General features: G+C 42.1%; 10 protein-coding genes. 2 read left to right on the forward strand and 8 right to left on the reverse strand.

Annotated features, from left to right (window positions below; translation table 11 throughout):
• Positions 1–2: 2 nt before the first annotated feature.
• From UNH61_RS14825 to UNH61_RS14860, 8 genes are all read right to left on the reverse strand, one after another.
• On the reverse strand, positions 3–1,040 hold the full coding sequence (locus UNH61_RS14825) for a FecR domain-containing protein (RefSeq protein WP_326992734.1): 1,038 nt from the start codon (positions 1,038–1,040) through the stop codon (positions 3–5).
• Positions 1,041–1,165: 125 nt separating this feature from the next.
• On the reverse strand, positions 1,166–1,756 hold the full coding sequence (locus tag UNH61_RS14830; RefSeq protein WP_326992735.1) for a sigma-70 family RNA polymerase sigma factor: 591 nt from the start codon (positions 1,754–1,756) through the stop codon (positions 1,166–1,168).
• 74 nt (positions 1,757–1,830) lie between these two features.
• Positions 1,831–2,370, reverse strand: coding sequence for a YbaK/EbsC family protein (locus tag UNH61_RS14835; RefSeq protein ID WP_326992736.1), 540 nt, complete (start codon positions 2,368–2,370; stop codon positions 1,831–1,833).
• A gap of 135 nt (positions 2,371–2,505) precedes the next feature.
• Positions 2,506–3,267 (reverse strand): AraC family transcriptional regulator, encoded by a 762-nt coding sequence (locus UNH61_RS14840; RefSeq protein WP_326992737.1) that lies wholly within the window; start codon positions 3,265–3,267, stop codon positions 2,506–2,508.
• Positions 3,268–3,358: 91 nt separating this feature from the next.
• On the reverse strand, positions 3,359–4,324 hold the full coding sequence (locus UNH61_RS14845; protein WP_326992738.1) for an aldo/keto reductase: 966 nt from the start codon (positions 4,322–4,324) through the stop codon (positions 3,359–3,361).
• Between the two features lie 110 nt (positions 4,325–4,434).
• Positions 4,435–5,121 (reverse strand): hypothetical protein, encoded by a 687-nt coding sequence (locus UNH61_RS14850; protein WP_326992739.1) that lies wholly within the window; start codon positions 5,119–5,121, stop codon positions 4,435–4,437.
• A gap of 76 nt (positions 5,122–5,197) precedes the next feature.
• Positions 5,198–7,597 (reverse strand): ABC transporter permease, encoded by a 2,400-nt coding sequence (locus tag UNH61_RS14855; RefSeq protein ID WP_326992740.1) that lies wholly within the window; start codon positions 7,595–7,597, stop codon positions 5,198–5,200.
• Between the two features lie 181 nt (positions 7,598–7,778).
• Positions 7,779–10,832: an ATP-binding protein gene (locus UNH61_RS14860; RefSeq protein ID WP_326992741.1), complete on the reverse strand. Its 3,054-nt coding sequence runs from the start codon at positions 10,830–10,832 to the stop codon at positions 7,779–7,781.
• A gap of 407 nt (positions 10,833–11,239) precedes the next feature.
• Here UNH61_RS14860 and UNH61_RS14865 point away from each other — a divergent pair, with 407 nt between their 5' ends.
• On the forward strand, positions 11,240–11,821 hold the full coding sequence (locus tag UNH61_RS14865; RefSeq protein WP_326992742.1) for a hypothetical protein: 582 nt from the start codon (positions 11,240–11,242) through the stop codon (positions 11,819–11,821).
• A gap of 190 nt (positions 11,822–12,011) precedes the next feature.
• Complete coding sequence (locus UNH61_RS14870) at positions 12,012–12,842, forward strand: alpha/beta hydrolase-fold protein (protein ID WP_326992743.1); 831 nt, start codon at positions 12,012–12,014, stop codon at positions 12,840–12,842.
• Positions 12,843–12,964 lie beyond the last annotated feature (122 nt).

Genomic DNA, 12,964 nt, shown 5'->3' on the forward strand with positions numbered 1-12,964 from the left:
AACTAATTTTGGCTGATAATTAAATGATTTGCGTTTTTGCTGATTTTAAGATTAAATACATTCCTGATAACAAAAAGGATGTCGTCGGCATTGGTGGCGGGTACGGTACCGGAAAGCCTTTTCTGTGCAAGCGCCGGAGCTTCCAGGGTGATCTCGTAACCATAATTGTCCTCCAGTACATCCAGTATTTCCCGAAGGGTGTAACCATCCAGGTCCATTTCGTTGGTGGTCCAGGCTTTGTTGGCCTGTGGTTTTCTTTCCATGGCAGTAAGCAGTTGCCTGCTGCTGTCATACACAAAAGCCTCGCCCGGCTTGAGTATTCTGACAAATGCTCCTGATCCGTTTTTTTCAATTCTGAGACTTCCTTCCAGCAGAGATATCTCAATGAGGCTACGGCGGCTTCTTACATTAAATCGTGTGCCCATTACCGTTAGTGACAGGTCACTGACATGCACATGAAACGAATCCGATTGCCGTAGCCTGTTCCTGATAGCTACGTGTTTTACTTCAAAATAGGCCTCTCCTCTCAGCCAGATTTCCCTGGGCTTATCAGATTCCCAGGAGCGGGAATAGTGAATAGCAGAATTCCCGTTTAACGTAACCACCGATTCATCAGGCAGTACTACCTGTTGATGACCTCCAAATGCAGTGCTGAAAGTCTTTTCCCCGTGAGAGGAAAGTTCCCTGATAAGCATCATAGACAACACCACTGCTGCAGCAGCGGCCGTCCATTTGGCAACGCGTTTCAATGGTTGGTAAATCCGTTGCTGCTGATGTTCATGCACTGTTATTTCGCTGGCAATTTTACTCCAAAGTTGGCTGCTATCAGTTGCAGGAGTATATACTGGTTGCTTATTCAGCAGCAGGATCCAGATCCGGGCTTCTTCCATGGCAGCCTGCTTATCCGGATACTGGCTGATTAGCTGCTGCCAGTATGCTACCGCCGCGTCATCCCGCTTCAAAACATGATGAATAAACGCTTCGTCTTCGAAAAAAGAAGTAGCAGTATACTGCGTATAATTCCTGTGCTGATCGTCCATAGCTGATTATATATACACCGTTGGCTGAAATTTTATCCCTTCACCGGGTTAAAAAATCAATAATTTTATTTTCAGGGGCAGAAAATGAATATTTTCTAAAAACAATCTGAAAAAACGATACCGCCTTAAATTTTTTTCAAAGAAATAAGGGCAGACAAAATAAGGAGATCAGATTTGGACAGATATTGCCGGAGGGTTTCTATTGCTTTATACACCAGCTTATAGGTACTGGATACGGAAAGCTGCATGAGTGCGGCGATCTCGTCGTATTCCATTTCTTCATAATAACGGAGGTGTATAATTTCCCTTTGCCTGGGAGTCATTTTTGTTAATGCTGCCACCAGGTTTCCGCGTATTTTTTCCAGTCGTTCCCGGCTGATCATTGTTTGATCATATGCTAGTTCCTGGCCCCATTCAGGCCATTCGTCCAGTACAGAAAAGGTATGATTCCGCTGTTGTACTTCCAGCATACGTAATAACACCCGGCGAAACGACTTGTACAGATAATTCTTCACTGAATCAGTTTCCCTGATACTTTCCCTGTTTTTCCAGAGCTTTACAAACAGCTCCTGTAGTGCATCTTCTATTAAATGATCATCAGCTGAAAACCGGTGTCCGTAGTTAAAGAGAGGGGAATAATATTTATCAAAAATAGCTTGCAGGGAAGACGCATCTCCTGAACGAAAAGCATTCCATATATCTTTTTCATCCTGCATGATTTCTGGTTGATTCAACTCGCGAAGATGCGAAGTTGCTGAAAATGTTTCACATTTCAAATACAGCCCGACGGCTACAATTGCACAAATTTCGGCGTATGACCGGTAGAGGTAATGAATTCGTTCATCACCCATTCAGTACTAAGCTTGAGATAACTGGTGGTAGTGCCATCGCTGCAGCCATACCATTCTTCCAGGAGCACATCATAGTCGATCACCAATTGCACATGTTTCGTCACGTCTAACAGCAGGCCTAATACAGTGGCCGCGCCTACAGGCGTTCCGAGTATGGAATGCAGCAATTCAACTGATGCAAAAGATAAACGGGAAATTCCCAGGGCAGCACTCAGATCTTTAGTCTTAAAAGGCTTTACGGCAGTAGTAACCACCAGGTAGAAGTTTGTCTGCTGCCGATTACAGAGAAAAAGTGTCTTTACTGTTTTCATCTCCAGTCGTTCATCTATCCTGATACAATCTTCCATAGTAATAGCAGGATCAGTATCTACCCTTTCATACTTCACTCCTTTTTCGCTGAACATTTCATATACCATTTGTTGTAATGGTGTTTGGTAGGTAGATGGTCCTGTTATTTTTGCCTCACTGACGAAAAACATATCGATAATTGTTTACTAAACACTCTTTTTTCTTTATCAATAAATACAGATATCAGCCAAAGATAACCGATAAGCGCAAAAAAACAAAAAGACCTGCTTCCGTAGCAGGTCTTCGTGTAAATCATATGATCCGTCTTACGCCTGTACCGGCCATTCGGTGGGCGTCTTGCCGAATTTCTTTTTAAAAGAATGGGAGAAATGAGAAAGGCTTTCAAAACCCAGGTCCAGATAAAACTCAGATGGCTTTTTGTTCTTTTTTTCTATAAGATGCCGGGCTTCAGCCAGTCTTCTTTCCTGTAACCATTGACGGGGAGCCATTCCGAATATCTTTTGGAAGTCGCGCTTAAATCCGGCAAGACTCCTTCCGCTGAGCCGTGCAAATTTTTCGACGGGAATATTGTAATGAAAATTGCTGATCATGAATTTCTCCAGGTCCATTTTATAAGGCTCCGAAAAGTCGAATAAGAAATTTCTGAGCTCAGGCATAATATTCAGGAGAAGATATACGGCCTCTTTAACTTTTAGTATACTCACCATTTGGGTGATCTTTTCATCCGGATGACGAACATATGGAAGCATGGATTGAAAGAAAGCATGCAAAAAATCATTTACCGGTATACGTACGTTGGAGGGCCCTGTGTATTTTTGTTCCACCTCTATCTGCTCTTCAAGGGCAATCTGCCGGAGCATGTCTTCTTTCAAGCGGATAACAATGGTTTGATACTCCTCCCCATCTAATGGGTTCTTGATGATTTGCCCGAGTTGATTTTTATGGATCAGCAACATTTCGCCCTTTCCCATTGAAATTTTCTGGCTGGCTGTTTCCAGCGTAAAACGGCCTGAAATCTGCATCACCAAAGTGCTATGCTCCATAAACGCTACCTTCTCTTTTCTCATTGTTGAGTGAAAGGAGAAAAAAATAACTCCGGGGATTATTTCAGTTGGATTGGTCATGATGCAAAGATATAAAACTGGCAGTGCTTATATGCTATCTCTGCAGGTAAGTTCCTCCCAGCATTGCGCCCGGCGCAAAATGTGTGTTAAGTGTATGGAGCTCATCCGTAGTAAACTCAATCTTCATGGCCTGCATATTTTCCGGCAGCCTGGATCTCCGGCTCATACTTACCAAAGGCATGATATGATCTCCCTGCGCATTCACCCAGGCAATTGCCAGCTGAGTGGGCGTATATCCTTTCTTCTTTGCCATCTCCTTTAATACTTCCACTTTCTCCAGGTTCTTTACCAGGTTATCTCCCTGGAAACGTGAAAAATGATGCTGGTAGGCATTGTCGGGAAGTGGTGCCTTCATGTTGCCCGTAAGCAACCCTTCGGCGGTATTGGCAAATGCAACCACTCCTATCCCCAGTTCTTTGGCAGCAGGGAGCAGGTTACTTTCGATCTGACGGTCAGCCAATGAATAGCCTATTTCCAGCGCCGATACCGGGTAAACGCTATTTGCTTTACGCAGTTGATCGGCGGTTATTTCAGACACACCGAGGTAGCGTACCTTTCCTTCTTTGATCAGGTCGGCCACTGTTCCGATTACATCTTCAACAGGAACACTGTCATCAAGCCGGCACGGTTGATAGAGATCTATCGTATCAATGCCCAGACGTACCAGGGAATAATTGATGAAGTTCCTGATGGAACTGGGACGCAGATCCAGTCCCAGTAAGCGGCCTCCATAGAAGACAGCGCCAAATTTAACACTAATAAAAGCCTCGTCTCTCCTGCCTTTGAGGGCTTTGCCCACCAACAGTTCATTATGGCCGGCGCCGTAGAAGTCGCCCGTGTTCAGAAAGTTAATACCATTGTCCAGCGCTTCATGGATGGTAGCGATGCATTCATTTTCATCCTGCGCCTGCCCTCCCCAAACCGGCGACATGCGCATACAGCCTAAGCCAAGTTTGGAAACGAGAGGTCCGTTTTTGCCTAAAGTTATTTTCTCGATCATTGGTGTTGTTTTATTGATTAACGACACAAAGATCGGGTTTGGAGGAGTGCGGGGTGTTTTCTGAATGGCTCAAATTAGTTGTCTGGGTGGCTCAGGGAAGGGATTGTTATCTACTTACGTATGAACCTGAAAAATAAAGTCCAGCATATAGCCATTAACACTATTCCGGAAATGATCATCCACTTACCCTGATTTCGTGCCTTCGGTGAGAAGGCGGCTACGCGCGAGCCATCTGGCAGCGTTTTCTTTGTCAGGCGAACAAATCCGCCTATAAAAATTCCAATAAAGGAGGTCATCCCCGGCAAAGGAATAGGCGCAAAAATCAGGAAGGGAGAAAGGTATCCTATAAACAGCCAGATAGCAGGCAGTTCCTGTGGCTGAGAAAGTGTTGCTAACCGGCTGTTCCCAAGCTGCTGTAATTGTTCCCGGGAATATGAAATACCTTGTTTTTCCAGCAGTTTCAATGCAAGTGCATAATCAAAATCGCCCCATTCGTCTTTCTTGCTGATGACCTCCTTCAATTCTTCAGTGGAAAAAGACAGCAGATAATAATCCGGTTCTACATCTTCAGAAGAGACTTTGATCCGGCTTCTCAACAATGCATCTGCCTGAGCGAAACAATCTGCGGGAATTTTCACCAGGTGTAGCTGGTCGAAGTTCTGGCCCGCATACATCTTATCCAGAAGTACCACTTCTTCTTCATATTGTACAGGAATATTATGTTGCTGAAGTAGGGAGACAATGTCGGCAGCTTCTTCTGCAGTATTAAATCTTTTAAAGGTGAGTAGTTGTTTCATGGGCGTTTTATAGGGTTATGAAGATACAGTTTCATCTTCATAATCCCATAAAACCGATTCAAAATTGTACGAAAGTCTATTCGCTTCTAAGGCTTTTAACAGGATTCGCCAATGCAGCTTTTACAGCCTGGAAGCTGACAGTGCACACGGCAATGAGCAACACCAGCATTCCGGCCCAGCCAAATAAGGTCCAGCCCATAGTGATCCTGTAAGGATAATTCTCCAGCCATTTTGCACCCGCCAGCCATGCCAGCGGGATGGCTATTATCAGTGCAACGATCACAAGCTTCACAAATTCTAAAGACAGCACTGTTGCGATGTGCCGGACAGATGCACCCAATACTTTTCGAATACCTATCTCTTTCGTACGCTTTTCAGCTGACAGCACAGAAAGACCAAACAATCCTATGCAGCTTATAAAAATGGTAAGAATAGCGCCAAATAAAATAATTTGTTTCCATCTGGCTTCTGACTCATAATTCCGCTGATTCACTTCATTCTTGAATACATAGGTATACGGGCTGAAAGGAAAAAATCCTCTGAACTTTGTTTCTATATATTTAAGGCTGCGGGTAGCTGTGTTGGGACGTATTTTAATATAAAAAGTTCCATACGCATTGGAATTGGCCATGGTAAACAACTGGGGCCTTATTCGTTCATTAAGGGTAGTAAAATGATGATCTTTTACTACACCAATTACTTCATATGTTTTATTATTCTGAAAGTTAAAAACCACTGCTTTACCAATAGGATTTTTCCATCCGGCCGTTTTTACAAAAGTTTCATTGACCAGAACAGCATGGGTGGAATCGCCTGGATGATCAACTGAAAAATTTCTGCCTTTTACCAAAGGGATCTTTAACGTTTGCAAATAAGATTCGTCTATCGTTTCCCATGCAAAGCTGACAGATGAATCGTTATCCACTCTGGCGGCAGTTCCCCAGGAACCTCCATTTTTAGGAGCCACATATGCAATATCAGGATTGTTAAGCAGCTCGTGTTTAAAGGCTGCCGCCTCCTGATGCGACATATTATCTTTACTAACCACTACGATGTTACGATCATCATATCCTAAGTCGGCCTTAGTAAGATAATTAAACTGCGAATAGATCGTAAACGTTGCGATAATTAAAAAGGTAGCAAGTGTGAATTGTAAAACCACCAGCGACTTCTGCAATCCTCCGTTGCCTTTCAGCGTAAACCTGCTATAGAGAATATCAATAGGTTTATATCCTGATAATATCATGGCCGGATAGAACCCGGCGAGTAAACCAGTAAGCAGGAAGAGGGCGCAATAACCTGCCACCAGTTTAAAATCGAGCAGATAACTAATTGCCAGCTTTTTATTTGCCAATTCGTTAAACAGTGGCAGTATCAGTTGTGCCAGACCAATGGCCAAAACAAAAGCTATAGCGGACAATACAAACGATTCTCCCAGAAATTGTATGATAAGTTGCTTCCTGTCACTTCCTATAGCTTTACGTATCCCAATTTCTTTAGCACGTCTTACAGAACGCGCAACAGTAAGATTTACGAAATTGATACTTGCAATGAGGAGCACAAAAAGTGCTATGCCGGAAAGAATATAAGCATAAATAGGATTGCCGGCCTTTTGCAGACCATTCTGCGCTGATAGTTCTTTACTCAGATGTATGTTGAGAAATGGCTGAAGGAAATAGGTTTCCAAATGGGAATTATCATAAATTCCAAAACGGGTATCCATAGCTTTCCGCGTCGCGCTTGCATCTTTCACATAAAATCGTTGCATTTGCTGAGCAACCGCATCCGGATTAGCGTTATCCTCCAGTTCAACAAAGGTATTAAGATAATAGGCAAACCAGTTTTCGTTATTATTCAACTCCGCTTCTGTTTCTCTGAAAGGCAGGAGGATCTTGAATTGAATGGAGGAGTTTTGCGGGCAATTCTCTGTAACAGCAGTTACCTGGTACGGCACAAATTTATCATTCTCCTTTAGCATAAGCATCTTGCCGACTGCATTTTCGGTACCAAATTGTTTTTTTGCTTCTTCCTTTGTAAGTACAACGGAATGTGGGTCTTTTAAACAAGATTGCGCATCCCCGTCAATTAAAGGAAAGGTAAATACCGACAGGAAGTTTCGATCTACAAAAAGGAGATCTCTGCTTTCTACGTCAGTACCCTTTTTTAAATCTACCCGACCGTCCTGAACGCGTACAAATGATTTGATGCCACTTACATTCTGCGAAAACCTGGGCCCCTGTAATAAGCCTGTGCTGGGGGAACGATGGTCCGTACCATTGATAACTATGCTGGAAACTATTCTGTAAATGCCGGCACTGTTTTTATGAAAACGGTCAAAGCTCACTTCATCTTTTACATAGAGTAGTATCAGCATCGCGCAGGTGAGACCAATAGCAAGTCCTGCAATATTGATGAAAGAATAGATTTTATTTTGGACAAGATTGCGGATAGCGATTTTCAGGTAGTTTTTAAACATGGGAGCAATATAAGTACTCGAAACTTTTCAACGCTTATGCCAAAAGATAAATATTTTATTAATATAATTTTATATGAATTAAAATTAAGCAATATGTTCAATTAAGGACATATGGTGTACGTCAACGGTCAGCAAAAAATACACGGTGCATTGTATTCTTTTCATATTGCTTCTCTAAATGTTATAGTGCACCAGCCAGATCTCTAAAATATGATTGGCGCGCCCAAAGTTCCTTATTCCCTATTACATAAATCCGTCTTTGGGCCCTGGTTAGTGCAACATTCAGGAGATTAGGTTTTTGAGCGGCCCAGGCCCTTGCCCCTTCTGAATCAGGGGCGCTCCCCAGCATCAAAAAAACAACTTCTGCTTCCTTTCCCTGGAAAGTATGAATAGTACCTGCAGAAACATTTTTAAGATTTCGTAATCTGTTTTTACATTCATTTGCTACTGCAACAAAGGGAGAAATAACATATATTTTTTTGTTCCTGTCAAAACCGGTTTTCAGCAACGCATCGATTTTCTCCTGTAACAGCAGCAGCTCCTCTTCGATTACATGCCGGATGCCAGAAGCCTGGCCCTTTACATGAAACCAACAGGAAGGGCCTATATAATTTTCTTCCTTGCGTTGTATATGTACTTTAACCATTTGCCCATTGTAGGCAATCTGATTGGCTATATGGAACATTGGATCATCACATCGCCTGTGTGCTCTTAATGGGAAGCCAGTCCAAATGCCTTCAGCATTACTTGTTTGTATATAGGTTCCAGGCTTTGATATTCTGTCTGCAAGTATTTGCGCTGAACTGCTTATTGGATTCCAGATATCATCTACCTCATATTGTTGGTTTAGTTTGTACACCAGGTTCGGTGGAATAGTCTGCACTGGCTCTATCTGAAGAGGGTCTCCAACGATAGCGCATCTTTGCGCGCGCCAGATTACGCCCGCTGCCGACTGAGGTGTTGCTTGCCCGGCTTCATCCAGTAATAACCAGCCAATGCTATCTTTGTCTATCGAAGAAAAAAGCCTGCTTACGGAGGCCAGGGTTGTAGACACTACCGGCACACAGAAGAAAAAAGTATCCCATAAGTTGCGGGCTATCGAATCCTTCATGGTCCCCCGACCGCTAAGTAATTCAAAAAATACTCTTAGATTATTTCTAAACTTCTTTGCGTTCGCAAGAATTGCATACTTATGTAACTCCAGACTTTTTAGAAATATTTCGCTTCGTAATTTATTAATCTGTTCTGAAGAATAAGGAGTACGTAAGTGTATATCAGCTATTGGCGCATGATAAAAAATTTCGTCGACCAGGTTATTAGTCAAAATACCATATTCCTCGCTAAGCTGCAATTTAGACTGCTGGTATTCTTCGATTTCTATATTTAATTCTTTCAATTTCTCTTCAGTGTCATGCTGCCTTTTCTTATTTTCAGCGATAGCAGATCTTATTGCTGCTTTTTCCTTTTCAAGCGTTCTCTTTTTATTGATAGCAGTCACCTGCTCCTGGAGATATTTATCGTTAATGGCTTTCCACTGTCTATATTGTAATGTCGCAAATAGTTTCTTCCACCAGAAAAAAGACGGCTTTTGCTGATGGGAAAGTTTTATCAGTCGTTCAATATCTTCCATATCATCTTCTAAAGTTTTTTGCTGCAGGCTTATCTCCATAAGCTGATCATCCGGTAATTTACTTTCAACCCGTAATTGCTGCTGCTCCTCTCTATGCTGATTAAAATCTGCAACTGCCTGAAGATATGGCTGTAATCGTTCATGAAAAGCCCCTGACTTCTTCTGAAAGTCTTCAAAGGTATTTAGCAGCTCACTAAGTCCGGTGCGGCATGCTGTATACAATCCATGATAAACAGGCGTTTGATCCTGATCTTTATAAACCGACCAAAGTATATCTTCAAATCCAACGATGTCTTCTGCGGATATCCAGAAGCTCTGTCTGAATTTATACCTGTTCTCACTATTGCCTAATGCAGCGCTCAATATTCCCCACGCTTCAGTATTAACGAGCCTTTGGGCTACAGAAGAGAAATAGTCTGCCTCAGGGAATAGTGTTCGGTCGATGGCAGTTACAGCTGGCAGTTCTTTGGTTATATTTTCGATGGCAGCATTGTTATTGCTGGCAACAACAATACCTGTCCCTGCTGATATTTCCTGATTGATAGTATAAGTATGCCAGTCAAATCCATCTTCCCTTGTAATTCTATTATAGGCCCCAAACAAAGAAGAAGAATCGTAAGAAAGCATTTTCTTAGCTCTTGAAACAATGATGTCCGCTACTACGTCCTTTAGCAATGTAGTCTTGCCTGTACCAGGAGGACCGTTTACAGCCTGAATGCCTTCTTTGTTTTTAAGCGCAAGGATACTGTTAACAGCTCCAAGTTGAGCCGTGTACATTCCATATTGAACAGGAGATGGCCATCGACCAGGGGACATCAATTTTGGATGAACCCAATTCATCAAATAAGCTCTTTCCTGAATTAGATCCTGACGATTAGCCAGGTGAATATCAGCTTGCAGATATTGAGTAAGAGAATTATTTAGACAGCCTGATTTGTCTGAAAGTGTATCCAGATCTTCCAGGTAAAAGCTATTCAGAAAGTTGGTATCAGGTTGCGTGTCTTTATGTATCTCTTGCGAAAATAGGAGTATCCTTATTGGCTCGTGCAACCAATCACATAGTTCTTCGAGATACTTTATTTCTTTTTTGAGCTGAGGCCATTTTACCTGAGGGCCTTTTCGCTTCTTTTGTTTTCCCTGCAGATCTTCATCCCCCTCTTCGGGTAGTGGTGGCAGATTATATCGCCGTTCAAACCCGATAGCAGCAGTACCAAGCAATTCCTTCACATTTGCCAGGCCTTCCTTTTCCCTGAGGCATTGTATGCCGAAGATATATGCTGCCGGGATATAGCTTTGTTGGTCCGGACAACCGTTTTCATCTAAAGAGAGGGCCGCAAGACAAGTATAGCCAGTAACTGGTTGTTCGTAATCTGCGTCTGGAGCAATGGTGTTTAGCCTTTTATAAATGCAGTCTATTACTTGTTTTTTGGGGATATATCCGAAAATCAGGGTGTGTTGCCATATATAATTTCGACGGGCAGGAGGCATACTACCGCACCATGGTAAAGCATCTTCTTCCTCCAGGAATTTGAAATCTTTTTTAACATCAGGCAAATTGAAGATTTCGATGTCACGCCAGAATTTAAGGATATTTTGTTGTTTCAATAGGGTTAATTAGTTTAAGACACGAATAATATATTATTCCATCGAACGCTTTCCACCAATTCATGGGCAATAGCTTTCAGCGCGCTATTTGCCAAAATGGTTTCAGCAGTGGGATTCTCTGCCAATGCATCATGAAATGCAAACAAATTGGGATAAAGTACGGGATTTTTTATAATATTCCCCAAAGGTTTATTAGAAATGGTGGGGACAGTAAAAACATCCGTCCTATGAGTACCCGAGCACTCTTTACATATTTAAAACATTGACACAGAATAACATGCACCAAATTTCATTACTTCTCCCTAAAACTTCTTACCTTAGAATCTGTTACCAGCCCCCTATTCTCTCTGTCTTTTCTACCGTTGTTATTGGCTTTATTTATTATTTAAAATTAGAAAACAATTTTTATGAGAAAGATTCACCTTTTCGTAGCTATTGCTTTTTTAGAAGCCTGCACTTCCGGTCCCAACAAATCAACAACCGAAGCTGTAAAAACGTCTGATTCCATTCCGCCTAAACAGGAAATGCTGATGTATCCCTACAAAGCAGCGTATTCTTCGGATTTTGAAATCGGTGATCCTAAAAACGCGCAAATAGTGCTCGAACTGTACAAAAACTGGGACGCCAACACCATTGACAATACAAAGAGTTCTTTCGCAGAAACTGACACCATGTATTTTTCCGATGGCAATATGTTTGCCGGCAACAGGGATAGTCTTTTCGTTGTTGCGAATAAGATGAGAGCACAGATGGGTACCGTTGTCGATTCTATCCATGCCTGGATACCGCTCAGAAGCAAGGATAGACAAGAAAATTGGGTGGTAATATGGACCAGGGAGATTTCAACAGATGCCAAAGGAAAAACGACAGCAAAGGAACTACAGGAAACATGGCGGTTGGATAAAAATGGGAAAGTCAACCTCCTGTATCAATACATGCAGCTTCCGCCTAAAATGATGCCGCCACCGCCGCCGTCAAAAAAGAAATAGTATTTGTTTTTTTATAAGATTCTTTCAACGCTCGCCCAGGGGATGATGATTTCATCCTGTGATATTTTATTGTAACATTGTTAAGCATAAACTTATCAATATACTTTAACCCTTTATTCGCATGAATTACAACAGCTACTTAAAGCGTCATTTTAGAAATAGCATAGTATATGTATTTTTTATCCTGTTAATGCCCAAAAGCCTGGTTGCCCAAACCGACCCGGTATTTAAACCCATATCGGCAGATGTCATCAAACTTTCGTCTAAGGTGTTGGGTGAAGACCGTAAAGTTTATATTTATGTACCGCCTGCAGATACCTTGCGGCCCGATAAGCGTTATCCGGTATTATACGTACTCGACGGGGATAATCATTTTAGCCTGGTTGCAGAATATTGCCGGTATCTTAGTCGCCGGGACGTAAATGTTGTGCCCGAAATGATTATAGTCGGCATCCCAAATACAAACCGTACAAGGGATCTTACCCCAACCAATAGTATTACTGATTATGAAGGAAAGCCTGATACCAGTTCAAACCCCCGATATAAGTCAAGCGGTGGTGGCAATAATTTTTTGCAGTTCATTGGTACTGAACTGATCCCTTATATTGACGCGCATTATAAAACACAGCCCTTTAAAATTTTTGCAGGACATTCATTCGGTGGTATCACCACGATCAATTGCCTGTTAACGCAGCCGGATATGTTTGAAGCTTATATAGCGATAAGCCCATCCTTTTGGTGGGATAAACGCTATTTACTCAGACTCGCTGATGAAAAGCTAAAAAATGACCGGGTTGTAAACAAATTGATCTTTTACAGTGATGCGAACGAAGGAATGTCAGATGGTAAATCTGCCTTCCATAACGATCTTGTAAAATTCGATTCTATTATAACCCAAAGAAAGATTGCGGGTTTAGACCATAAGTATGTTTGCTATCCCGAAGACACGCATATGACAGAACCTATAAAAGCTTATTACGATGCTTTGCGGTTTGTTTTCAGGCGATGGGATCGGCATTGACAAAACTTTTACTGATAATAGCTTCAGACAAAGAAATACACTGTTAACCCCCTACATTCCCCCACCAAACCTGAATAGGAAAAACAGTTCCCCATTTTCGTATCTTTTTTTAACCGTTTAAT

The sequence above is a fragment of the Chitinophaga sp. 180180018-3 genome, from assembly GCF_037893185.1.
Classification (GTDB): Bacteria; Bacteroidota; Bacteroidia; order Chitinophagales; family Chitinophagaceae; genus Chitinophaga.

What these genes read in the sequence shown, in the direction of transcription:
- UNH61_RS14870 (WP_326992743.1), top strand. Translation starts at nt 12,012, where the DNA reads ATGCCCAAAAGCCTGGTTGCCCAAACCGACCCGGTATTTAAACCCATA.
- UNH61_RS14865 (WP_326992742.1), top strand. Translation starts at nt 11,240, where the DNA reads ATGAGAAAGATTCACCTTTTCGTAGCTATTGCTTTTTTAGAAGCCTGC.
- UNH61_RS14835 (WP_326992736.1), bottom strand. Translation starts at nt 2,370, where the DNA reads ATGTTTTTCGTCAGTGAGGCAAAAATAACAGGACCATCTACCTACCAA.
- UNH61_RS14840 (WP_326992737.1), bottom strand. Translation starts at nt 3,267, where the DNA reads ATGAGAAAAGAGAAGGTAGCGTTTATGGAGCATAGCACTTTGGTGATG.
- UNH61_RS14825 (WP_326992734.1), bottom strand. Translation starts at nt 1,040, where the DNA reads ATGGACGATCAGCACAGGAATTATACGCAGTATACTGCTACTTCTTTT.
- UNH61_RS14830 (WP_326992735.1), bottom strand. Translation starts at nt 1,756, where the DNA reads ATGCAGGATGAAAAAGATATATGGAATGCTTTTCGTTCAGGAGATGCG.
- UNH61_RS14855 (WP_326992740.1), bottom strand. Translation starts at nt 7,597, where the DNA reads ATGTTTAAAAACTACCTGAAAATCGCTATCCGCAATCTTGTCCAAAAT.
- UNH61_RS14850 (WP_326992739.1), bottom strand. Translation starts at nt 5,121, where the DNA reads ATGAAACAACTACTCACCTTTAAAAGATTTAATACTGCAGAAGAAGCT.
- UNH61_RS14845 (WP_326992738.1), bottom strand. Translation starts at nt 4,324, where the DNA reads ATGATCGAGAAAATAACTTTAGGCAAAAACGGACCTCTCGTTTCCAAA.